This is a genomic window from Hyphomicrobiales bacterium, assembly GCA_016125495.1.
Lineage (GTDB): Bacteria > Pseudomonadota > Alphaproteobacteria > Rhizobiales > RI-29 > RI-29.
The window spans coordinates 25,237-49,006 of record WGLQ01000005.1 but is presented as its reverse complement, the minus strand read 5'-3'; the positions used below and the strand labels follow the sequence as shown (position 1 = coordinate 49,006).

At 66.0% G+C, this 23,770-nt stretch carries 17 protein-coding genes, 1 tRNA gene and 1 pseudogene; 9 read left to right on the top strand and 10 right to left on the bottom strand.

The annotated features are described in order from the left end of the window. Nucleotides 1–12: 12 nt before the first annotated feature. The 4 genes from GC150_04905 to GC150_04890 all read right to left on the bottom strand — a co-directional run bounded on the left by GC150_04905 (nt 13) and on the right by GC150_04890 (nt 4,891). Nucleotides 13–1,149, bottom strand: coding sequence for a C4-dicarboxylate ABC transporter (locus GC150_04905; GenBank protein MBI1384229.1), 1,137 nt, complete (start codon nt 1,147–1,149; stop codon nt 13–15). A gap of 530 nt (nt 1,150–1,679) precedes the next feature. Beyond that, nucleotides 1,680–2,249: a TRAP transporter small permease subunit gene (locus tag GC150_04900; GenBank protein ID MBI1384228.1), complete on the bottom strand. Its 570-nt coding sequence runs from the start codon at nt 2,247–2,249 to the stop codon at nt 1,680–1,682. A 47-nt stretch (nt 2,250–2,296) separates the two neighbouring features. After that, entirely contained in the window at nt 2,297–3,583 is a 1,287-nt protein-coding gene (locus GC150_04895) for a TRAP transporter large permease subunit (GenBank protein ID MBI1384227.1), read from the bottom strand. Between the two features lie 267 nt (nt 3,584–3,850). Further along, nucleotides 3,851–4,891: a C4-dicarboxylate ABC transporter substrate-binding protein gene (locus tag GC150_04890; GenBank protein ID MBI1384226.1), complete on the bottom strand. Its 1,041-nt coding sequence runs from the start codon at nt 4,889–4,891 to the stop codon at nt 3,851–3,853. Nucleotides 4,892–5,101: 210 nt separating this feature from the next. On the opposite strand from GC150_04890, the gene GC150_04885 reads away from it, so the two are divergent. The 3 genes and pseudogenes from GC150_04885 (at nt 5,102) to GC150_04875 (ending at nt 8,171) form a co-directional block, all read left to right on the top strand. Beyond that, nucleotides 5,102–6,583, top strand: a complete 1,482-nt coding sequence (locus GC150_04885) for an aminotransferase class I/II-fold pyridoxal phosphate-dependent enzyme (protein MBI1384225.1) — start codon at nt 5,102–5,104, stop codon at nt 6,581–6,583. 194 nt (nt 6,584–6,777) lie between these two features. Then, on the top strand, nt 6,778–7,932 hold the full coding sequence (locus GC150_04880) for an alpha/beta fold hydrolase (GenBank protein ID MBI1384224.1): 1,155 nt from the start codon (nt 6,778–6,780) through the stop codon (nt 7,930–7,932). A gap of 112 nt (nt 7,933–8,044) precedes the next feature. After that, nucleotides 8,045–8,171, top strand: a pseudogene (locus GC150_04875) (transposase). 392 nt (nt 8,172–8,563) lie between these two features. Here the strand turns inward: GC150_04875 and GC150_04870 are convergent. Together GC150_04870 and GC150_04865 are read right to left on the bottom strand one after the other, a co-directional pair. Next, a tRNA-His gene (locus GC150_04870) sits at nt 8,564–8,640 on the bottom strand. Between the two features lie 290 nt (nt 8,641–8,930). After that, nucleotides 8,931–9,464 (bottom strand): hypothetical protein, encoded by a 534-nt coding sequence (locus GC150_04865; protein ID MBI1384223.1) that lies wholly within the window; start codon nt 9,462–9,464, stop codon nt 8,931–8,933. A gap of 51 nt (nt 9,465–9,515) precedes the next feature. Between GC150_04865 and GC150_04860 the strand changes: the two genes are divergently transcribed. Together GC150_04860 and GC150_04855 are read left to right on the top strand one after the other, a co-directional pair. Further along, nucleotides 9,516–11,771, top strand: coding sequence for a hypothetical protein (locus GC150_04860; protein ID MBI1384222.1), 2,256 nt, complete (start codon nt 9,516–9,518; stop codon nt 11,769–11,771). 42 nt (nt 11,772–11,813) lie between these two features. Continuing rightward, a complete protein-coding gene (locus tag GC150_04855) occupies nt 11,814–12,599 on the top strand; it encodes a TIM barrel protein (protein ID MBI1384221.1) in 786 nt (261 codons plus the stop codon). A gap of 389 nt (nt 12,600–12,988) precedes the next feature. On the opposite strand, the gene GC150_04850 is transcribed toward GC150_04855, so the two are convergent. Then, a complete protein-coding gene (locus GC150_04850; protein ID MBI1384220.1) occupies nt 12,989–14,959 on the bottom strand; it encodes an acetoacetate--CoA ligase in 1,971 nt (656 codons plus the stop codon). Nucleotides 14,960–15,234: 275 nt separating this feature from the next. On the opposite strand from GC150_04850, the gene GC150_04845 reads away from it, so the two are divergent. Both GC150_04845 and GC150_04840 read left to right on the top strand, forming a co-directional pair. Further along, entirely contained in the window at nt 15,235–16,953 is a 1,719-nt protein-coding gene (locus GC150_04845; GenBank protein MBI1384219.1) for an AsmA family protein, read from the top strand. A 769-nt stretch (nt 16,954–17,722) separates the two neighbouring features. After that, entirely contained in the window at nt 17,723–19,681 is a 1,959-nt protein-coding gene (locus tag GC150_04840) for a sodium:solute symporter family protein (protein ID MBI1384218.1), read from the top strand. Nucleotides 19,682–19,741: 60 nt separating this feature from the next. Here the strand turns inward: GC150_04840 and GC150_04835 are convergent, their stop codons facing one another. Together GC150_04835 and GC150_04830 are read right to left on the bottom strand one after the other, a co-directional pair. Continuing rightward, nucleotides 19,742–21,031 (bottom strand): hypothetical protein, encoded by a 1,290-nt coding sequence (locus GC150_04835; GenBank protein ID MBI1384217.1) that lies wholly within the window; start codon nt 21,029–21,031, stop codon nt 19,742–19,744. Between the two features lie 100 nt (nt 21,032–21,131). Continuing rightward, a complete protein-coding gene (locus tag GC150_04830; GenBank protein MBI1384216.1) occupies nt 21,132–21,380 on the bottom strand; it encodes a zinc-finger domain-containing protein in 249 nt (82 codons plus the stop codon). Between the two features lie 129 nt (nt 21,381–21,509). On the opposite strand from GC150_04830, the gene GC150_04825 reads away from it, so the two are divergent. Further along, entirely contained in the window at nt 21,510–22,313 is an 804-nt protein-coding gene (locus GC150_04825) for an alpha/beta fold hydrolase (protein ID MBI1384215.1), read from the top strand. 278 nt (nt 22,314–22,591) lie between these two features. Here GC150_04825 and GC150_04820 read toward each other — a convergent pair whose 3' ends face one another. Further along, a complete protein-coding gene (locus GC150_04820; protein ID MBI1384214.1) occupies nt 22,592–22,822 on the bottom strand; it encodes a hypothetical protein in 231 nt (76 codons plus the stop codon). Between the two features lie 43 nt (nt 22,823–22,865). Between GC150_04820 and GC150_04815 the strand changes: the two genes are divergently transcribed. After that, on the top strand, nt 22,866–23,648 hold the full coding sequence (locus GC150_04815; GenBank protein MBI1384213.1) for an SUMF1/EgtB/PvdO family nonheme iron enzyme: 783 nt from the start codon (nt 22,866–22,868) through the stop codon (nt 23,646–23,648). Nucleotides 23,649–23,770 lie beyond the last annotated feature (122 nt).

The following is a 23,770-nucleotide window of genomic DNA, read 5'->3' as shown; positions in this document are numbered from 1 at the left end:
GTCGTTCGAAGCTCAGAGAGCCAGCTTGCCCGGGAAGTAGTGTTGGTAGGCCAGAGCGTAGTCGGGCGCGTTCATCAGTTCGTAGTAGGTGACCCGCTCGATCCAGGCGCGCTGGCTGTCCATGATCTTCTTCATGAACGCATCCTTTTCCAGCTCGGCGATCAGGCCATCCCAGGCCTTGAGCTGGGCATCGAGGATATCCTTGGAGGTGCGGTGCACCTTGACGCCGGATTCCTTTTGCAGCTTGAGGAGGTCGGCTGAATAATTGTCCATCGCCGAAGCGGTGTTTGCCGTCGAAGCGGCTTCGACGGCAAATTTGAGAATCGCCTGCAGGTCTGGCGCCAGATCGTCGAAGAAGTCCTTGTTGAACAGGAACTCGAAGCTCTCCGAGGCCTGGTGGTAAGAGGACAGGTAGTAGTTCTTGGCGACGTCCTGAGCCCCGAAACGACTGTCGGAGGAGGGATTGTTGAACTCGAAGGCGTCGATGACACCGCGCTCCATCGCCGGCACGATCTCACCCCCGGGGAGTTGCGCCACCGACATGCCCATCGCCTGCATGAGATCGGCGGCAAGCCCCACCGTGCGGTACTTGAAGCCCTGGAGTTCGCTCGCCTTGCTCACCTCGTTCTTGAACCAACCGAAGGGCTGCGCGAACATCGGGAAGCCCATGAAGCCGTAAACGTTGAGGCCCATGATGTCCTGGGTGAGCTCTCGATAAAGCTCCGCGCCACCCCCCTGGTAGAACCAGGACAGCATCGTCGTGGCCGACCCGCCCCAGACCGGCCCGGTGCCGAAGAACGAGGCAGCCTTGTTCTTGCCGTACCAGTAGACGGGCACCGTGTGTGCCGCGTCGAGAACGCCATCGTTTACACCGTCCATCACTTGGAACGCGCCGACGACCGCGCCGGCAGGCAGCAGGTCGATCTTGAGGCGATTACCGGACATTTGCTCGACACGCTCGACGTACTGGCGCGCGAAATCCATCCAGATGTCGGATGCCGGCCACGAAGTCTGCATTTTCACGACGATCGGGGCTTGCGCCAGGACGGCCGGTGCCGCGACCACACTGCCCGCGATGGCCCCGCCTGCGAGCGCGCCCTTCCTGAGGAACGAGCGCCGTGAAACCGTTGAGTCCTTTGTACTGCTCATTGCGACTTCCTCCCAAAAATCGACCCTTCGGGGTGCCGTTAGAAGCTTCGAGTATCCGCCGGTCGAGTTGCGCTGACAAGGCAATTTGCGCGCCCGAGGCATTTGGCTAGACCGGGCGCCGTAGCGCCTCGCCAACCCGGCCCACGGACTTGGCGCATGGGCCCCATCGCTCTGCACATGGCGGCCATCACGGGTCCGTCGCGCACAGCGCTGTCCGCCCGGCGCCCGCAACCTCGTAACCTCGCGTGGCGATCCGGTGCGCCGAGCCCGGTCTGCATCATCCAATGACGCCCCCGGAGACCCGAAAAGGCGGCCAGTCGGCTTCTCGCCCGCGGCATCAACCGGCACCCGAAATGTCCCGTGCCGAGGCTGTCGGCCGCACGGGCATTCGGTTCACCACCGCATGCCTCCGCCGAAATTCTTCGGGATCGGCACCGAGGACGCCGGCCGTCACCTGCGTGAACAGTTCCGCAGGTGATCTTCCCGTCCTCGAGGGCGCGAGTTATCCTTGAGATGGAGCGACAGCGTCGTCATTGGTGGGTTTCGCGTGCTTCCTCGCCCGCAAGCCGGAAACGCCCCTTCGAGTAACGGACGCAATCCTCGAGTATGGCCATGAGTGCAGCCATACTGATCAGCACACCGGAAATCGGAAGAATCGTCTGCGCATATTTCTTCGGCATGTAATTGGGCTTGTAGACCAAGCCGCCGTCTTCCCAAGCGAAATACCACATTTCCCAATACCTGCCACCCATCGTCGAAACGACCTGCAGCCCATAGTACAGGATGACCAGACCCAGGAGAAAAATAACCAGCGACCAGAATTGCTGCACGAAAAAAGCCACGCGAAGCGGCAATCGGGTATAAACGAGATCAAGTGCAATGTGGTCGCGATCGCGAACCGTCAACGCGAGGGCAATGAAAACCAGCCAGATGTTGCTGAGTACGGTAAGCAGATCGCCCCAGACGGGTGGACTCTCGAAATAATACCGCATGACCACGGAATAGACGGTGAATGCGACCATGAGGAGCAGCAGGATGCTGCACAGCGTCGTCAACACGTTGTGCACCAGCCGGTCAATGATCTGCAGAAAACGTGGCATCGATTGTCCTCCCAGCCGAAGGCCGCCGGTCCGCCACCGGATCGCAATCAGGAAAAGCCCATGAGGCGTGGCAGGAACATCGTTATATCCGGAACGACCACCAGTATGAAAAGGAGTGCGAACAGGGCCACGAGATACGGAATCATGGCCACGGCCACGCTCTCCAGCCGCGCCTTGGCGAGGGCACTGGCCGTGAAATAGGCGACACCGACGGGCGGCGTGACCGAGCCGATCAGGAAGCCGACGACGACGACGAGTGCGGCCTGTACGTCCGGGTATCCGGCCTTCACCATGACGTCGACCAGCACCGGTCCGACGACGATGATGTTCGCGGCCGAGTCCATCACCATGCCGAGCAAGCAGATGAAGAGCACCAGAACCAGCGCGAACAGCAGCGGATCATCGGCATATCCGAGCAGCCATTGTTCGAGTTGTGTATTGGCACCCAGAGACGTGAGGAGCCAACCGAATGGTCCAGAAGCAGCGATGATGATGAAGACCATCGCCGAGTTGCGGAAGGCGCGAACGAAGGCCCCCTTGCAATTCGACCATGTGATGGTGCGATAGACGAAGAGGCCGACGAGCAATGCGATCGTCGCGGTGAGCGCTCCCGCCTCGACGACGCTCGCGATTCCCCCCACGACCGAACCGACCAGAACGATTGGAATGAGGAGCGCAAAGGACGACTTGCGGCCGTAAGAGGCAACCTCCGAGAGGCTGAATGGCGTTTCGCTCCGCTCGAAATTGTTGCGTACGGCGATCACGTGATTGATCACCATCAACATCATCCCGATCAGGATGCCCGGCACAATTCCGGCGGCAAAGAGCGCCCCCACGGATATGCCACCGGCATTGGCCAGCACGATCATCATGATGCTGGGAGGAATGATGCCGCCGATTGTCGAACTGACGGCCGTGATCGCGGCTGTGAAGGCGGGAGGATAGCCCGAGCGGTTCATCGCCGGCACGAGCAGGGAGCCGACGGTTGCCGTGTCCGCCACGACCGAGCCGTTCATGCCGGCAAAGAACATGCTGACCAGAACGTTGACCTGCGCCATGCTGCCGCGCATCCGCCCGATGATGCGCTTGCTGAGTTCGACCAGCCGGTCGGTTATGGTCGCGCTGGTCATCAGTTCGCCCGTCAGCATGAAGAACGGGATTGCCGTCAGGGGGACCGAATCGATCGCGCTGAACATCTGGCTTGGAATGAGGATGAGCGGCGCCGCGCCCGTGAACAGGATGTAGACGACGGGAATGAGAATGAGCGTGAAACCTATCGGTGCCCCCGCAAGGATCAGGACCAGAAGGACGACCAGGAGGAAAACGATTTCCATGGTGGAGCATACCTTGCTGCGGGGCTCGGGCGCGGGTCGTTGTCTCGCGCCGACAGATCTGCGGACGACCGGTCTTGAAACCCGGGCGATCGGGCGCCGCGGTACGCCGATCAGAGTGTCTTTCCGGCGCACCGAGCGGATGGCTCGGAGCGCCGGACCAAAGGCGGTTGTCGCTGGCCTACCGGCAGGATGACGACGGGGCCACACACGTTGAAGCGCCCCGCCGACCCGTTCAATGCCCTGTATGACCTACGAAATTTCCGCGACTCAGAGCGCGCCCGCTTTCTTGAGCGCCTCGATGAAGCTGTCCATGCCCTGCTCTCTGAGGACCCGCTCGGCGATTTCAGGCTCGAACGTTCCCTTTGCATCGAGCCATGCCGCAATGGCCCCTTCGCGCCATTGGGCGAGCTCCTCTTCCGTGGGCACATACCACTCGGTGATTGAAGCCTTGATGGCGGCTTCTCCGTCAGCGACCCATTGGCGGTCCAGCTCACTGACCTTGTCCGCGAATGCCTGCGCTGCCGCGTGCAGCCACTCCCTTTCCTGCTCGGTCAGGGCATTGTACTGCGTGATGTCCATCGAGAGCTGATTGCCGGACCAGGAACCGCCGATCTCGGTGAAGTACTTGGCAACCTCGTGCAGCTTCGCGATGTGCTGCCACGGCACCGCCACGTACTGCCCCGAGACGACGCCGGTCTGGAGACCTTGATAGAGCTGGGTCCAGTCATAGGGTACAGGCACCGCGCCCCAGGCCTTGATGAGGGTATATTCGATCGGGCTCTTGGTCACTCGCCACTTGATCCCCTCCATGTCCCGAGGAACATGAACCGGCCGCTGGGCGTTGGCGAGCTGGCGGAACCCGCCGCTGGAATAGACGACCAGACAGATGTGCCCGGCACTCTCTGCCGCACGGTCGCACTGCCGCTTGGAAAGCCACTGCCGCGAGATGCGGTCCGCGTCCTCGATGCTCTTGAAGATGTAGGGGAGATCGAAAATCGCGAGGTCGGTGCCGAAGCTGCCGAAGTTGGCGGTGGAACTGGTCCACAATTGCAGGAGCCCTTGATTGGCCTGCTCGCCGCATTTCTGTTCGCCACAAAGTGAGCCGCGGTAGTGCGGTTCGACCTTCAGCATGCCGCCAGAGACCCGTTCCAGGGTCGGGATGAGCGCTTGGTCGATCGCATCGCCGATCGGCATACCCAGCTGCCCCACCGTTCCAAGCTTCAGAACTTTCTGAGCGCTTGCGAACTCCGCGCCGGACATGAGCACCACGGCGGCCACCAGTAACTTCAGTAGCGGGTGTCGTGTCATTCCATTTTCCTCCCAGCTTGCCACCGGACGTGACGACCATCGCATCTTCGGCATCGCGATAGCGCAACGGAAGTGACAGATGGGACGAATGGAGGGGACAGTTGACCGCGGCGGCACTATCCTCGGCATCCTGGTGTTTGCGTTGTCGATCATCGGTTGCAAAGGTCACCGGGATGCGGCGCCGCGGATCGTTCGTGGTGGAGGAGCTTCATGGGCATGATGGCGTTGCCCCCCTTCAAGTTGCCGGAGGGCTCGGAACTGAGCCTCCGCGACCAGATCTGCGAGGCCGTCAGCTCGGCGATCACGTCCCGATCGCTCGCCTGCGACCAACCGTTACCGTCCTGCCGCGTCCTGGCCGCGCAGCTCGATGTCTCGCGCAATACGGTGTTTGCCGCCTACAACCGGCTGATCGATCTGGGGCTCGTCACCTCCCGGGACCGTTCGGGTTATTACATCAGCGCCGACGCACTGTCGCTCCTGGCGTCCCCCGGCAGCAGTGCCGTGACCGGTCGCCACACAGTGGAAGCGCCGTCGCCCATCTCCTTTCCCGCGTCGGGCCTGACCCGGATCGACAATCCGACCGACTGGACCCGTTACCCCTACCCGTTCCTCTATAACCAGATCGACCCGGATCTCTTTCCGGTCGACGCCTGGCGGGAGTGCTCGCGACAGATCCTGGGCCGCAAGGAAATGCCGTTTTGGACAGGCGATTCCATCGAAAGCGACAGCCGACACCTGGTGGAACAACTGTGCCAACGGCTCCTGACCTACCGCGGCATCCATGCCCGCGCCGACGAAATCCTGATCACGCTGGGAGCACAGAACGCCCTGTTCCTGATCAGCCTATTGTTTGCTCGCCGCAAGGAGCCGGTCGCATTCGAGAACCCGAGCTTTCAAGGCGCACGAAACGCCTTCGTCCTCGGCGGTCACAGGCTGGTCGGCGTCCCTGTCGATGAACAGGGCATCATCACTTCGGCCATTCCGCCTGGATGCCAGCTCGTATTCACCACGCCGGGCCATCAATTCCCAACGATGGTGACCATGTCTCAGGAGCGGCGCGAAGCACTCCTGGATGCCGCGAACGCCAATGATTTCATGGTGATAGAGGACGACTACGAAGCCGAGATGAACTTTCTTTCCAAGCCGTCTCCCTCGCTGCGCTCATTGGATCGTCATCAACGGGTCATATACATCGGCAGCCTGTCGAAAATCTTGTCACCAGGCATTCGGCTCGGCTTCATCGTCGCCCATCCGGACATCATCCGCGAATTGCGTGCGATAAGGGGTGCGGTATTGCGCCACCCGCCGACGATCGTTCAGGAGACGGCAGCCCTCTTCTTCCGGCTCGGGTATTTCGACGCACATCTCAGAAACATCCAGAGGCGGTTCCACAAGCGCTGGCATGCGATGCGCGATGCGATCGCCCGCCATCTCCACATGCTCGAGGTGACCGAGAACGAAGGAGGCACCAGCTTCTGGATCACGGGCCCGCCCGATTTCGACGCCACCGAACTCCGTGACCGGCTCAGACCGCGAGGCGTCCTGATCGACAGGGGACAGATATTTTACCTCGAGAACGACGTCCGAAGGAATTTTAGGGTCGGCTTCGCATTCGTTCCGCTCGGAAAACTCGAAGATGGCGTCAAGATCATCGCTGAGGAAGTCGAAGGGCTCATCAGACCGTCGACCTGACGTGCGCGCAGGACTTCGCTCCCTTCCGAACTGTCACCCTGAATTGTGCCAGCTGTCACTCGTCCCGACCTCCGGAATCTGGCCTCCTGCGCTGAATTGAAGCGAGTGCGCTTCTTCGCGCGAACACCCCGGCTGAGAACGGCACGGCAGGAAAGGACGGGAGGACCCGATCATTGGTAGACGCCCGCCGTCAGCTGTTGCGGCCCACGCCGTTTCAGGTTTCCGTTTCGGACGACACGCTGGACCATATTCGCAGACGGGTTGCGCAGTATCCCTGGTCTGCCATGCCGGACTTGGATGGCTGGGAGTGTGGCACCAATCTCCGCTACATGCGGGAACTCTGCGCCTACTGGCTGGAGGAATTCGACTGGAGGGAACAGGAAGCTGCGCTCAACACGTTCCCCCAGTTCATGGCGCCGGTCGAGGGTCTCAACCTGCATTTCATCCACGAGAGAGGCAGTGGCCCCAATCCGCAACCTCTACTGATATCTCACGGGTGGCCCGGTTCCATCGCGGAATTCAGGCATATTGTCGAGCCGCTCGCGCATCCCGAACGCTTCGGTGGTGACATCGGCGATGCCTTCGACGTGATCGCGCCGTCCCTCCCCGGATTCGGGTTTTCCGATAGACCGCCGCGTCCGTGGGGCCCGCGTCGGATGGCGGCAAGCCTGCACACCTTGATGACAGCTGTGCTCGGCTACGACAGCTACATCGCACAGGGCGGCGACTGGGGCGGAGCCATATCGAGCTGGCTCGGCTACGACCACGCGCCGGCGTGCAAGGCCATCCACATCAACATCCTGACGATGCGTCACAGGGACGGTCCGAAGGGTCCGGAAGAGGAGAAATGGGCTGCTCGCTTCGATCGGGATCAGATCATGGAGAACGGCTACCGGACGCAGCAGGCCACCAAGCCACAGACCCTCGGCTACGCAATGATGGACAGCCCCGTGGGAGTTGCGGCCTGGATCCTGGAGAAATTCAGCTCGTGGTCGGATACGAAAGGGAATGATCCCGAAAGCGCACATTCGCGCGACGACCTTCTGACGAACATCATGATTTATCTCGTGACCGGAACATTCAGCACGTCCACGTGGATCTATTTTGGACGCCGCGAGGAAGGGGGGCGCCTTTTGTCTCCCGAGGGAAGGCGTGTGGAAGTGCCGACGGCATGTGCCCTGTTCCCGAAGGAAATGCTGGCTTGGCCCCCTCGCAGCTACGTGGAGCGCATATATAACATCGCGCAGTGGACGGAGATGCCGCGCGGAGGACATTTCGGTGCGATGGAGGAGCCACAGCTCCTCGTGGACGACATTCGCGCTTTCGCCCGCTCCCTGCGCCGAAAATAGGGGGCATGCATGTGGTCTGCTCCCCTGAAGTGCCCCCCGAATCGGGTTGGAGCTTTCCGCATCATTCCCGAGGCTGGGGAGAAGAGGGAAGACCACGATCACATCGAAGTTGATGGAAGCACAGGAGGCGTTCGTCATCCGGCAGTGTGAAGCCGGGCACATGTGTCGAGGAGATCTGCCGGAAGGCGGGGATCAGCCATGCGACGTACTTAAATTGGAAGAAGAAGTGTGCCGGCCTCTCGGGCCAGTGTCTCGAATGAAGCGGTGAACGCGCCTTCCCGCAGAGGCACGAAGCCGGAACTCGCGCGCCAAGCACGATAGGCCGCAAAGAGCGCTGGACTGGTCACCTGCGCCGCCACCGGCCGGGACGACCCGGGAAAGTGCGAAGACCTCGATGGCTCCGAGCCGCTGGCCACTGGCCAAGCCGTGCCCCTCACGCGCCACCAGCGTGAATGACGATGACGCGCAAGAGGACGATCGATCTCACCACCTGTCAATTGGTGGCTTCGGGCGTCCACATGATGGCGTCCGGCACGCTCGGTCAAGAAAATTGACCCCGAAGCATGTTCCCTAGGCGTTACTTGGCGATTTTGCGACGTGCCAGGGCCATCTTCTAAGCTCTTGGTTTTATTGGTACCGCCTCCCCGGCTCGAACGGGGGACCTCTAGATCCACAATCTAGCGCTCTAACCAGCTGAGCTAAGGCGGCACTCGGGTCGGATCACCGACATCATGGCGGCCACGCGTCGCGACGACCGCCAAGTGGCCACCACGACGGCGGCCCGGAGAAGGCGCATATAGCGCGTCACGCGCGCGCCGTCCACGCCTAGGTGCACACTGGTATGACACACAGCGGTTTTGCCCGAACAGCGGCCCGGTGCGCCTTGGCGTACGCAAGCCGGCGCACCGTTGGCAAGACCAGCCGCTTCCCCATCAAACCAGGGCCCGGCCAGAGAACATGCCCCCACGGGCCATGCATTGGCCCGATCCGCAATCGAACTAGCGTCCACCCTGCATCTTGCGGGCGACCTCGAGCATCATCTGCGTCATCTCCCGCGTCTGTTCGGCGCACCGTGCGACCTGCGACTGCGCGAACTGTTGCTGCAATTGCAGCGCACTGTGCATGTCACTTGCCCGCGCCAGCTGCATCGCATGATCGAAACTCTCGCGCATGTTCTCCTCGGCGAACGTCACGGCCCTGTGCTGGACTTCGAGGGCGCCATTGGAGACCGCGTCTTGAGATTGCTGCATGAGCTGCTGGGCCTGGCGCGCGACCTCCATCATCTGATCGTAGGCATTTCGGGCCTGCTCCAGGTTCCGCTCCGCCAGTTCGCGGACCGTGTCGGGGATCTGGAAATGCTCGGGGCTCGGCATCGTCTCACCTCCACGCGTTAAGACTGTCATTTTCGCATCGTTTCCACTAAGCGGAAAGCATGTTCGTGTCGTCGCGCAAGAGGTTGCCCAATGCGGGCGAGGAACGCGACGGCCGACCGGGCGGGCCATACCGGCCCGGGTGAGGCATCGCCGGCGCATCGTCCGGCCGGCCCGGCTGGCAGACAGGTGCACGACGTGGACGGTTCGAGCGTGAGCGAACAACCGCTGGAATTGAGTGAGAACGACATCGAGCGGCTGGCGGCGTCCCCTGCCGCCGCCTTCATCGTCTCGCTCGATCGCGGCGAGTTGGTCTGGGGCAATGCCGCCGCCACCCGCCTTCTGGGCCTGCGGGCGGACGAGCGCTGGCCCGCCGGGATCGACCGCGCGACCCCCGCGCTCGCCGCCCTCGAAGCGGCCGCCGCGACCCGCAGTGGGCTGCGCCTGCCCCAGCGCCTCGTCTTCTGGCGCCCGCGCGGCGCGATCGCTTTCCTGGCCAGTGTTCGTCCCATCCGCCTCGCCGACGCGAGCCGGGCCGTTCTCGTACTCGCCAGCGAGCCGTCGGGGCGGACCATACCGCGACCGCAGCCCGCAGGAGAACCGGCGGACGACGATCCTGCCGCGGCCGGTGTCACCGTCGATCCCGTGGCCGGTACGCTCGCCCTGGATGCGCAGCCAGCGGCCCCGGCACGCCCCCTCGTGCTCATACCCTTTCCGCCTGGAGCCGAGAGCCGCGGTGGCCAAACGGGGCGGCGGTCCGACGACGTCGCCACGCCCCCCCCTGCGACCGGACCGGCCCGCTCATTGGGCTCTGAGGACGGCGCGGGCCAGGAAGACGCCGATGCCGCCGCCATGGCCGCGATCGCGCGCCAGATCCGTGAGGCGGCGAGCAACACCGGAGCCGCACGCAAGGCCGCACCCACCCCCACGCGCGGTTCGCTGGCCCCCTCCGATGCAGCCCCACGCCCCGTTGCGCCGGGCACGGACCCTGTCGGGAACGCCCCTCGCGAAACCCCACGCACTGGCCCCCGCGCCGCCCTTCACCGCCTGTTGCGCAGAGCCGCGCGGCGCAATGCCCGAACCGGCGCCGATCGTGAATCCGAGCCCAGTCCCGAGGCCCCTTGCGATCGCGTCACCGGCGATGCCGCGGACCGGCAATCGCGGAGTGTCTCGCCACCCGCGCGTGTGAACGGCACCTCCGCGAAGACGGTGGCGCGAACCGGCCTGACACGTCCGCGTGCCGGTCTGACGCCCGTCCCCCCGCTCCCGACGGTCCGTCCCGCCCCGATCCGTCGCGCCAGTCCCTGGCGGCCGCCAGCCGGAGCGATCCTCGCTCGCCCGGCGACCCACCGAAACGCCGAGTTGCAGCGTCAGACCGACCGACCGCAACGGGAGGTGTTGCCCGCCCCCCTCGCGGAAGCACCCGCCAATCCGACTGCACGGGGGGAGCACGCGGCGGAGCCGGCAGCGCTTGCGGCAAAGCCGCCCGCAACGCAGCAGATCACCGACGCTTCCGACCTCACCGAATACCTCTTGCCGCTGCCCATTGCCGCGGCGGTCTACGGCGAGGCGGGTTGCGAACTGGCCAACGACGCTTGGCGCGCGCTCTTTTCGAGCGGGCAATCGGATTGGGCGGATGGCTGGTTGCGCGCGCTCGCCGATGCCGCGCGCCAGCTTGCCGGTCGGGCCGCGGTGCGCACCACGGAACTCGGCGGTGAAGGTACGCGCCTGCGTTGCGGCGCGCGCCTCATCCCCGGCGGCAAGGTGATGCTGCTGGCGGAAGAACTGGATGCGGGCGAGCATCGTGGTGCCGCGCCACCCCGTACCCATGCCGTCGCCGACGAACTCGCCCCCGCCACGGGAGGCGCCCCATTCGGCAAAGCGAAGAGACCAGGAATCCTGTCAAGCTTGGCCGACGGGAGCATATCCAACGCCACTGGCCGGCACGTCGCGCAGCCGGCACCGACGCGCTCGCCCGCCACCGGCCGCCAGCCGAGGCATCCCGCCCGCCCGCCCGTCACCAGCACCGCCCCCCAGGCGCAGAGCCTGCGGCGGATCGCCGACGATGCGCTGCGCTGCTCGCGTGGACGCGCCGAACTGCGCCGCGTCCGGCTCGTGCGCGGCGCGATCGCCACCCCCGCCGAGCCGGACATCCTGCCGCTGCTGCTCCGCCAGATCCTGATCGCCTGCATCGATCGCAGCGTCGATGCCGCCGGCCCCGAAGGCCGCGTGACCTTGAGCGCCGGCCCGACCCGCACGAGCGCCGGCGCGATCACCTACGCGGATCTCCGGGTCTCCGCGCAACCGAGCGGCGCCGTGATCGTGTTCGAATCGCCGCGCGCCAGCATTCCCGCAACCTACCGTATCGCCGAGGATCTCGCGGCCCAGTGCGGTGTCCATTTGAAGCTCGAGACCAGCGGCCCGCAGCACCTCGACATCGTCGTGCGCATTCCGATGCGGTCGGCGTGAGGGCAGCGACGAGACACCCTGAGATCATCCGCGAGTGCCGCCGTGCCCCGTCTTGCCGCCAACATCACCATGCTCTTTGAGGAACGCCCGTTCCTCGAGCGTTTCGCGGCGGCGGCCGCCGCTGGCTTTGCGGCCGTCGAATGCCAGTTCCCCTACGCCGAGCCACCCGAGCGGATCGCCGAGGCGATGGCACGCTCGGGGCTGACACTGGCCCTCTTCAATGCCGACCCCGGCGACTGGGCAGCGGGCGAACGCGGTCTCGCCTGCCTGCCCGGAGCAGAACCCCGCTTCGAGCGTTCCATCGACCGCGCCATCACCTATGCCGAGGCGACGAAAGTTGAACGCATCCATGTCATGGCCGGGCTCGGCGATCCGCGCGACCAGCGGGCGTGGGATTGTTATGTGGCGAATGTGCGCTCCGCCGCGCGCCGTCTGGCCGAGCGCGGCATCGAGCTGATGATCGAGCCCATCAACCGCCGCGACATGCCGGGATATTTCCTCAGCGACTTCACCGATGCCCGCGCGCTGATCGCCGAGATCGACGAGCCTTCGGTTCGTCTGCAGTTCGACGTCTACCACCGCCAGATCATCGCCGGCGATATCCTCACCGGGCTCGCCGACTGGCGTGACCTGATCGGCCACGTCCAGATTGCAGCCGTTCCCGATCGCGGCGAGCCCGACCAGGGCGAGGTCGACTATCGCGCCGTCCTCACCGCCCTCGACGACATGGACTATCGGGGTTGGGTCGGCTGCGAATACCGCCCGCGCGGCACGACGCGCGAAGGCTTGGTCTGGCGGGATCGGCTGCTGGGTTGGTCCAACAGCTGAGAACCGTTCGCCCGTCTCTTGATCGGGATCAATGTGCCTTGCGACCGACAGGAAGATGGTCGAGCCGCGGCCGGCTGCCGGGCCGGTCGGCAGGCTCCAGCCAATTCGGAGATGTCCATGGACCTCATCGCCCTCCTCGACACCGATCCGCTCGCGGCCATCGCGCTGTGGGGTCTCGTACTGGTGCTCGTCGTCACACTCGCGATTTTTGTTTTCCTCATCATTAAGATCGCGAGCAGACCCACCGACGCCTCCCATACAAGGGACGCCAAAGGTAGGACGGGAGGGTCCTGACCCCTTGCGCCAGCGGCACGCGGGGGCGAGGCGAGACGGTGCGGGCGCCCCGCGTCTTGCGGCCATGACCGCGGCCGATCGGGTACGCCCTCCGCTCAGGGACGCCCGAGTTCGGGGATGTCACGAAAGAGTTCGAGCGCCTCGGGGTTCGCAAGCGCCTCGCGGTTTTTGATCTCCTTGCCGTGCACGATGTCGCGCACCGCGAGTTCCGTGATCTTGCCCGACTTGGTGCGCGGGATGTCACGGACGGCGACGATCTTGCTCGGCACATGACGCGGCGAAGCGCCGTCCCGGATGCGCTGGCGGATGCGCCGCTCGAGATCGGCATCGAGCGAGACCCCCTCGGCGAGGCGTACGAACAGCACGACCCGGACGTCGCCGTCCCAGTCCTGCCCGATCACGATGGCCTCGACGATCTCTCCGAGCTGCTCGACCTGGCGATAAATCTCCGCCGTTCCGATGCGCACGCCCCCGGGATTGAGAGTCGCGTCCGATCTGCCATGGATGATCATGCCCCCGTGTTCGGTCCACTCGGCGAAATCGCCATGGTGCCAGAGGCCTGGAAATCGCTCGAAATAGGCCGCCCGGTATTTCGCCCCGTCCGGGTCGCCCCAGAATCCGATCGGCATGGACGGAAATGCATTGCGGCAGACGAGTTCGCCCTTGCCGCGTGCCATGTGACGGGCCTCTTCATCGACCACGTCGATGTCCATACCGAGGCCCGGGCCCTGGATCTCGCCGCGCCAGACGGGTTTCAGCGGATTGCCGATGACGAAGCACGAAACGATGTCGGTGCCGCCGGACACCGACGCGAGATGCACGTCGCGTTTGATCGCCTCGTAGACGTAGTCGAAGCTCTCGGCAACGAGCGGCGAGCCGGTCGAGGCGATCGCGCGTACGCTCGAAAGGTCGTGCGTCGCGGCGGGTCGCACCTCGGCCTTCTTGAGGCTGTCGATGTACTTTGCGGACGTGCCGAAGAACGTCATGCGCTCGGCGTCGGCATAATCGAAGAGAATGTTCGGCCCCGGCGCGAAGGGAGAGCCGTCGAAGAGCAGCAGCGTTGCCCCGCTCGCCAGCCCGGAGACGAGCCAGTTCCACATCATCCAGCCGCACGTGGAGAAATAGAACAGCCTGTCGCCCTGCCGCAGGTCGCAATGCAGCACGTGCTCCTTCTTGTGCTGGAGGAGCGTTCCACCCGCGGAGTGGACGATGCATTTCGGAACGCCCGTCGTGCCGGAGGAGAAAAGAATATAGAGGGGGTGCGAGAATTCCAGGCGCCTGAACGTCGGCACCTCCTCGCCGCGCGCATCGACCGCCCGTCCCCAGTGGACCGCCTTGTCGAGCCCCGCCAGTTCGCCATCCCCGCCCGGCACGGCCTCTCCCATGTAGGGCACGATCACCACGAGCTTGAGGCTGGGGAGCGCCGCCACAATCTCGCCGAGCTTGGCCCCCATCGGGAAAATCTTGCCGTTGTAGACGTAGGCATCGCAGGCGACCAGCACCTCGGGCTCGATCTGCCCGAAACGGTCGAGCACGCCCTTGACCCCGAAATCCGGCGAGCACGACGACCAGATGCAGCCGCTCGCCGCCGCCCCGAGCATGGCCGAGACGGCCTCCGGCATGTTCGGCATGATGGCGGCAACGCGAGCCCCCTGGTCGACGGCGTGTTCGGCGAGCAGGCCCTGGAAGCGCGCCGCCTGCCTGTTGAGTTCCCCCCAACCCATGCGGCGCTTGACCTTGTCCTCACCCCAGAAGACCAGCGCATCGGCCTCGCCACCATGCCGAAACAGGTTCTCGGCGAAATTCAGTCTGGCGTTCGGAAAGAAGCGCGCCCCCGGCATCTTCGCGGCATCGACCAGGAATGGCCCGGCCCCCTTGTCGCCGACGACGCCCGTGAAGTCCCAGACCGCTTCCCAGAACGCGGCGGTGTCAGCGACCGACCAGGCATGAAGCGCCTCGCAATCCACGAAGTCGCGCCCGTGCCGATCGCCGGCCCATGCCATGAACCGAGCGAGGTTCGCCTCCTTTTGAGCCCTGTCGGCGGGTTGCCAAAGGGGGTTCGACATGGCATTGCCTCCGCACTCAAACGGTCACAGTTTTGGCTCTATAGACGCCAAATCGCACGGATGGCTACTGGCCAAGCGGGACGCTCACGCAACTGGCATGGCCTGGCGTCGAGCAGGCCTGCTGCATGGACGGCGGATCCTATCGCTGCGATGCGGTTCGCATGCGGCACGCAGTGCGGACATGGGACCGGGGACGGGATGGAACTTGAACCGGTCACGTCGCGACCGACGTGGAGCGCCTTGAGCGCGGGGGTGCGGATGGGAGGCGGCTCGAAGTGCTGAACCCTGTGTCCCTGGCGCGATGGACGACCGGTTTCGCGGCGGCCATCCTGGTCGCATCGGGTGTGCATGCCGCATCTGAGATCATCGAGGCCAGCAGGGTGCCTGCCGCCGCCACTGCGGTTCTCGGCGCCCTCTCCGGCGAGCGCTTGCACCTCGTCTCCCCACGGCTGAGCATTGCGCTGCCCGACGAGCCGGACCTGTCCGCCCTCGAGCCAATGCTGCGGCGACTGCTCGAGGCAGGCGCCGGGCCCGGTTTTCGCTCGGTGCTGATCGAGGATGGCACGGTCGAGATCGTGCGCGGCAACCGCTCGATGACGCTCCAAGGCGTCAACCTCGAGTTTTCGCACGGCTCCGACGACGAGGTCACGGCCCGCGCCACCTTCAATGTCGCAGGCGCCCCCGGGGCCCTCTCCCTCGACGCCCGCCTTCCCCCGGCGAACGATGCGGCCGCCACCCGCCCCGCCAGTGTGACGCTCGAAGGCGGCGGCCTCGGACTGCGCTTTTCGGGCGATGTGCGGCTTGGCGCAGGGCCCAGGGCCGCAGGCCGCCTCAAACTGGAAATCGCCGCCGGCTCGCCCTTTGCGGCTCTGCTGGGAGGCCCGCTTCGCGCCACGCCGTTTCGCGGCCTTTCACTCGCCGGCGATCTGACCTACGGCGGCGGCAAGGCGGCGATCGAGGACACGACGTTGCGCTACGGCCAGAGCATGGCGCAGGGCTTTCTGTCCATCGATCTCTCCGGCCAGCAGCCGAACATCGATGCCACGCTCGCGTTCACGCGCCTCGAGCTGACCGATGCTCTGGTCGCCGCGGACGGCGCGACCCCGGCCCCCTCGGCGTGGACGACGGAGCTTGCCCACCTTCTCGAGCAAGCGATGCACAACCTCGACGCCGATTTGCGCCTCTCGGCCGAGCAGATCGACGCCGGCACACTCGAACTAGGGCGCACGGCCCTGTCCGTGACGCTCCGCCAGGGGCGGCTCCTTGCGGATGCCGCCGAATCGGCTGTCGCGGGCGGGATGCTCAACGGCCAGATCGAGTTGACCCTCGATGCTCCCGGCGCGAACGGCGCACCGCAGACCTTCCACCTGCAATTGCGGAGCGAGGCGACGACGGTCGAGATCGACCGCCTCTTGGCCCCCTTTTCCGACCTCGCCGCTTTGCGCGGGGTGGGTAGCGCCCAGTTGCACCTCAAGTCGAGTGGAGGCTCACCCGGCGAGTTGCTCGAGAACCTCGCTGGCGGCCTGGCGTTGACCATTCCGGACGGCGGCAGTCTTGCGATGGATCTCGCCGGGCTCGCGACCCTGGCCCGTCAGGGCACGCTGCACGGCTGGCCGCCGAGCGCGGGCAACCGGACGGAGTTCGACCAACTCGAGGCCAACTTCACGCTGCGAGGTGGCAACGCCTTCTGCGACCGCGTCCGGCTCGAGACCGGCAGTGGCACACTGATCGTCGATGGTTCGGTCAATCTCGCCCAGCAGCGCCTCTACATGCGCATCGACGTCGACGAACTCGACACGGCAGCGAGCGCCGCAACGCGCGCCGATCCATCGGTCCTGATGCTGAAGGGCCCTTGGACCCAGCCGAGCATCCACTACGAGGATCTGGCGCCGCGCCAGGGCGCGGTGACACCGGATGGCACGAGCGGAAGTTTCACTCCGGGCAACGCCCCGCTGCCACCCTCGACGGGGACAGCCGGAGCAGGTGGCGGCTGACCGGCCGCAGAGCGCCGGTCGCCCCGCAACGCGCAACGAGTCCCCCCCCGCATGCCGGGTCCGCGTCCGAGATATCCAGAGGCGGCCGGGATCCACAAGGCGATATTTTCCGCTTAGCTGTCGCTCATTCGTCACATTGCCACTCGGGACATCCGGCGAACATTCGACACGGCGACCTGGGGACCGTCTCCCGCTCGAAGGCGCATCGACAAGGCCACGCTTGACGAACCGCCGAGGGCCGCGACGGGAACTGTTGGCAATCCATGCCGTTGCGCCCGCAGTCACTCCCCCATGGCCGAAGTCAAGTTCTCAGCGCATCGGATGCCCGGCCCGGGGACGACCGGCATCCCCCGGCAACTCGAACAACACAATTTATTCCTCAATCGTCATCGGCACACCGGCCGCGACTTCCACGTCCCAGGAGATCTGCTAGAACCACCCGGCCAAGAGGGCCTTTGGCATGCATGAGCGGGGTGGAGCCGCCGTCGGGACTGTTCGCCGACGGCGGCTCGTTCGCGTCGGGCCCGGCTCCATCCGGCGTCGTATGGTGGCGGCATCCTTGCCGAGGTGTGCTTCGCGCGGCGCCAAGGTCGGGGCCGACGTGCGACCGGGTTAAGCTTGCGTGCCGTGCGCTATTGACCATTTACGCGCCAGCCGATTGTTTCTAAAGGATTTCGACGTACCGCGAGGCCGCCATGCGTCTGCCGTGGGCTTGGCCGACGCTGGCGCTCGGTGGCTGCGCACGCTCGTTGGAGGCTCGGGCACGACCATGGACGACAAGGTTTTCTGGCTGATCGCTTGCGTCGCCGCGTACTGGCTGTGCTGCGTTGTCCTGGCGTTTCGCGGCGCTCTCTCGGCTCGCTCGGCGACCGACTATCTCATTGCCGGTCGTTCGGTCCCGTTCTGGATCTTCGTGGTCGCGGCGACGGCGACCTCCTTTTCGGGCGCCACCTTCCTCGGCCACCCGGGCCTCATCTACGCCGACGGCTTCCAGTACGCCTACACCTCGTTCTATGCGATCGTCATACCGCTCACCGGCGTCCTTTTCCTCAAGCGTCAGTGGATGATCGGCAAGCGCTTCGGCTTCGTGACGCCGGGCGAGATGTTCGCTTCCTACTTCCGTGGGGACGCTGTGCGGCTCCTGGTCGTGCTCGTTGCGATCATGTTCTCGGTGCCGCTGATCGCGCTTCAGTTCCAGGTCTCGGGCCAACTCGTGCAATACGTGAGCGCGGGCGAGATCCCGGCCGATTTCGCGATCCTCGCCCTCGCGGCCGGCGTTCTCGTCTACGTCGCCATCGGGGGCCTGCGGGCTGTTGCTGCCGTCGCGACCCTCCAGGGGCTGTTGCTGGTCGCCGGCATGATCACCCTCGGCTACATGACTCTCGAGGCGATCGGCGGCTTCGATGCCTTGAAGCGTGGCATCGCCCTCATCGGCGAACTCGACCCCGTGCGCACGCCGGATGGTCACTCCCACTACCTCGCGGTGCCCGGAGTGATCCAGCTCGTCACGAGCGGCCCGGCTGCGGAAGGCGGACCCTGGACCGCCATGATGATTTTCTCGTACATGATCGCGATGCTGGGCATCCAGGCGACCCCGATCTTCACGATGTGGGCATTCGCCAGCCGCGACCCTGCTCCGTTCGCCTCTCAGCAGGTCTGGGCATCGGCCTTCGTGATCGGCATCGTGCTGTTCGTTGCCGCCGCCATCCAGGGCATCGGCGGCCATCTGCTCGGCGCCGATGCCATCATGAACGCGGCGCCAGAGGCCGACGGCCTCGTGTCCAACCGGCTCGATCCGATTGCGCCCGGCGAGCAGGGTCTGCTCGTGCCCTCGCTCATCACCGCGTTCTCCGTCGGCATGCCCTGGCTCGCCGGCCTCCTGGCGCTCGCCGCCATCGCCGCGATGCAATCTACCGGAGCGGTCTACCTCTCGACCCTTTCGGGTTTGCTGACGCGCGACCTCGTCAAGCACTTCGTCGTGCCCTCGGCCAGCCATGGCCTGCAGCGTGGGATCGCACGGCTGATGGTGCTGATCGTACTGGTCGTGGCGACCGCCGCCGCGCTCCTGACCAGCGACGCGCTCGTCTTGCTCGGCGGCATCGCCATCGCGCTCGGTGTCCAGATGTGGCCGGCGCTGATCGCCGTCTGCTATGTTCCATGGCTGACCCGCACCGGCATCACGATGGGGTTGATCGCCGGCATCGTCGCGGTCGTGCTCACCGAAAAGCTCGGCGGTCAGATTGCCGCCGCCTTGGGGTATGCGCTGCCCTGGGGTCGCTGGCCGTTCACCATCCACTCGGCACTCTGGGGCCTCGCGGCCAACCTCCTTGTCGCCGTCGTGTTCTCCGCGCTGACGCAGAGCCGCGAGGCGACCGAGCATCGCATGCGCTTCCACGGCTTCCTGCGCGCGCATGCGAACCTGCCCACCGAGCGCCGGGCGCTGATCCCCGCCGGCTGGGTGCTGACCGTGCTGTGGATGTTTTTCGCGATCGGTCCCGGGCTCGTCACCGGCAATGCGATCCTCGGCGACCCGAACGATGCCTCGACCTGGGTACTGGGTCTGCCGTCGATCTGGGCCTGGCAGATCATCTTCTGGGGCGGCGGCGTGATCGTACTCTGGTTCCTGGCCTACCAGCTCGAAATGTCGACGCCACCTCGTCGCCGCGTCGAGGCACTGATCGACGACATCGGCGACGTCAGCGATACCGGGGAAGCATTGCGCAGCTGACCGCGGTCGCTGCGAACCACGCCGTACCCACCACCACGCCTTGCGGTTGGCCAGACCGGCTCAGCGGACATACCCGTAGATCCAGCCGTAGGGCGCGAGCAGCGCCCTCGCCGGCAGCGCCCGCATGGCGGCATTGCGCACGAGCCGGGCCACGCCCGAAAGATGGTAGATGCGTCCGTTTCGGATCGAGGCCCCCTGCAGGCGCCGCGCCCGCGAAACCCGCCGGGCCTGATAGCGCCGCGCGGCGGCCATGAACCGCTCGGCGTCGAGCCCGCCGCCCCCTTCGGCCTCGTGCGCCAGTTCCTCGGCCAGCACGGAGGCATCCTCGATCGCCAACCCACCGCCTTGGGCAAGGAACGGCAGCACGGGATGCGCCGCGTCCCCCACGAGCACCGCCCCGTCGCGCGCCCAGACGTGCGGCGCGTGCATCACCGCGAGCGGCCAGCAGCGCCAGCCGCGACCGGCCTCGACGAGTTCGCGCAGCGGCCGCGCCGCCCCGCTGAGCGCACCCGCCAGAGCCTCCTCGGCGACATCACGCTCCCAGGGCAGATGATGCGCGGTTCCATCACCCCGCTCGACGATCCCTTCGTCGAGAACGACCACCACGTTGACGGCTCCGCCGGGCGTCACGGGATAGTGGACGACGTGCGCATGCGCCAGCAGCCACAGCCCCACCTCGTCGGCGGCGATCGAACTCGGCAAGTCGGCGGGTGCGATCAGGGCGCGCGACGCGGACTTGCCCGCGAGCCGAGGCGGGCGTGCGTCCCCGCCGAGCACCTCCTTTCGCAGCCGCGACCAGATGCCGTCCGCCACGACCAGCCCGCAACCGGCGCGCTTGGCGATCCACCCCGGCCGACCGCCGTCCGCCGCATCCCCTTCCTCGACCTCGGCCTCGACCTCGTTCCGGCCGACGGCACCGGTCTCACGCAGGCGCCACCCCGTGACGCGCTTGCCGAGTTCGAGGCGGATCATGGGCTCGGCCCCGACGGCATCGACCAGCAGCCCCTGGAGCGCGGCGCGGTGGAGGACGAGATAGGGCGCGCCGAACCGCCGCCGCATCTCACTACCGATCGGAATACGCGAGAGCAGCGCACCCGCGCCATGGCCATCGCGCACCACGATGGCCCTCGGCTCCGCGCTGACGGCCGCCAGCCTCTCGCCGAGGCCCAATTGTCCGAGGATCCGCGTCGCATTGGGTCCGAGCTGGATGCCGGCGCCGGCCTCGCTGAGCTTGGCCGACCGCTCGAGGAGAGACGACACCATGCCGCGCCGGGCGAGCGCGAGGGCCGTCGCGAGCCCCGCGATCCCCGCCCCCGCGATCAAGACCGGTCGCTCACCCGTCCCGCTCATCGCTGACCGTCATCAACCGCCGGCCCGGCGCCCTGGCCTCGAGGTCTACCGACTTCTCCACTGTCCACAGGACACCGATCGGGCGCACCGGCGAGCCGCCTCAGCGGATATGGCCCGTGTGCAGGCAGGTCGGCGGATCGCTTTGATCCGGTGCCAATCTCGCCTCGTGTACGTAGAGGGTCGAACAGTAGGGGCAGATGATCTGGTTGTCGCTGCCCATATCGAGGAAGACGTGCGGGTGATCGTGAGGCGGGCGCGCGCCCATGCACTGGAATTCCCGGACGCCGATCGAGATGCGCTCGACGCCGAGGTCGTTGCAGAAGTGTGGAGTTGTGCCGTGTCCGGCCATCTTGCCGCCTCGTCTCGATCCATTCCGACGCCGGCGACCATATCGACGACCGGCACGAATTGGTAGAGAGACCTTACGCCAGGGGCCGGTCGCAGGGCCGATGACCGCTGGTTCGCCAGGGAGCGTTGCATGAACGGCATCGAAGCGAGCTTTTCTTCGGCCGGCGTCGAAATCGCCTATCTCGACGCCCCGGCGGACCGGGATGCCGCGCCCGAGCGCCTGCCCGTGCTCCTGATCCACGGTTTCGCCTCGAACTACCGGGTCAACTGGGTCGACACCAGCTGGGTCCGTCATCTTCGGCAGGCAGGTCACCGGGTGATCGCCTTCGACGTTCGCGGCCATGGCCGCTCCGACAAGCTCTACGACGAAACACTCTATGGCGCGCCGATCTTCGCGGACGACGCGTTCCGCCTCCTCGAACACCTCGGGATCGAACGGGCCCACGTCCAGGGGTTCTCGATGGGCGCCCGGATCGCCGCGTTCCTCGCCCTCGAGCACCCCGAGCGGGTCGCCTCGGTGGTCTTTTCCGGCCTCGGCGCCAACATGGTCCTCGGACTGCCCGGCGCCCGCGCCATCGCACACGCCTTCCTCGCCGAGGACCCGGCCGAAGTGACCCATCCGACCGCCAGGAGCTTTCGCGACTTCGCGGTCTCGACCGGCAGCGACCTTCGGGCGCTCGCGGCGTGCATTCTCTCGGCGCGCGCGAGGATCACCGCCGAGATGGTCGGCGCGCTGCGCGTTCCAACGCTCGTGGCGGTCGGCACGGACGATCCCATCGGCGGCCCGGCAAAGGGCCTCGCCGACCTCATCCCCGGTGCCGAGCACTTCGATATCGTCGGCCGCGATCACATGAAGTCGGTCGGCGATCGCACCCACAAGCAGGCCGTCACCGCGTTCTTTGCCCGTCACGAACCGCGCGCGTCCGCCGGCTGACGATCTGCACGCTGGAAACCGAATGGTTACCGCCTCGTGCCATCCTGCCCCCCGATGACGACCAAGCCGCCCGGCCAGCCATGGCCGGAGTGGGCAGCCGGGTGGGATGCACGCATGCTGTTCTGGAGCTTTGCCGGGATCGGCTTTTTCGTGATCATGGGAGCCGTCCTACTCGGCCTCGAGACCGGCACCCTGAAGAAATATCCCAAGGCCTCGGTCGGCGTTCTGGGTCTTATGTTCGTCGGCTTCATTGCCGGTCTCATCTTCACCTACGACCCCTATGATTGGACGCCCGTCCAGGTCGCCGCCAACCAGAAGCCGGCCGAGCAGGCCCAGAACGGCGGCGCGGGTGGCGGCGGCGGCGGCGGTGGCCCGGCCAACCAGTCCGGTGGCGGCGGTGGTGGCGGTGGCGGCGCGGGCGGGGGCGCAGGCGGTGGTGGTGGCGGCGGTGCTGCTCCGGCTCCGGCCCCCGGCAACGGTGGCCAGGGCGGCCTCCCGCAGGGCGACACGACCTTCACCTACCGCGACAAGCCGACAGAGATCGACCCGCGCGTGATCGGCCAGCGCCTGACCGATTGCGACGTCTGCCCGGAAATGGTGGTGCTCCCGCCCGGTACCGTCCAGCTCGGCTCTCCCGAGCACGAACCGGCTCGCCAGCCCTATGAGGGCCCGCAGCTCGCGATCACCTTCAAGAAGCCCTTCGCGATCTCGAGAACGGAGATCACGCTCGCTCAGTACCAGGCCTTCATGACCGCGACGGGCTACGTTCCGAGCAAGGAATGCCGTTCGGGCGACGCCTCCATCTCGGCTGTCGACGTGACCGAGCCGGGCTACCTCCAGACCCCGAGCCACCCGGCTGTCTGCCTTTCGCGGCTGGATGCCAAGCACTACGTCGCCTGGCTCAGCGAGCGCACCGGTCGCGCCTACCGACTGCCCTCGGCGTCCGAGTGGGAGTATGCGGCCCGCGCCGGCTCCGAGACCGCCTATGCGCCCGGCCCCGAGCTGTTGAACACTTCGGCCCATTTTGCCTCGCGCGCCGAACTCGGCATCGCCCCCGGCTCGCGCGGCGTCGGCTCCTACGGCCCGAATTCCTTCGACGTCCTCGACATGCACGGCAACGTCGCGGAATGGGTCGAGGACTGCTGGTACGATCCGATGTCGCTCGCCCCGCAGAACGGCAATGCCCTCAGCGTCGGCTACACCTGCCCGACGCGCATCGTGAAGGGCGGCGCCTGGTATTCGGACGCCGCCGACCTGCGCTCCGCCGCCCGCCGCGAAGTCGACGAGAAAACCGCCGACAACGGTATCGGCGTCAGGGTGGTGCGGGACATGTAGGGGGTGGGAACTTTTCCACGTCCTACTCGGAACGCCGGCCACAATTCGCCGCCACACTGGTATTGCGCGATGAAGGCCACACGAAAGCGGGTTGCAAACACCTGCGCCCGGAAAAGCCCGAT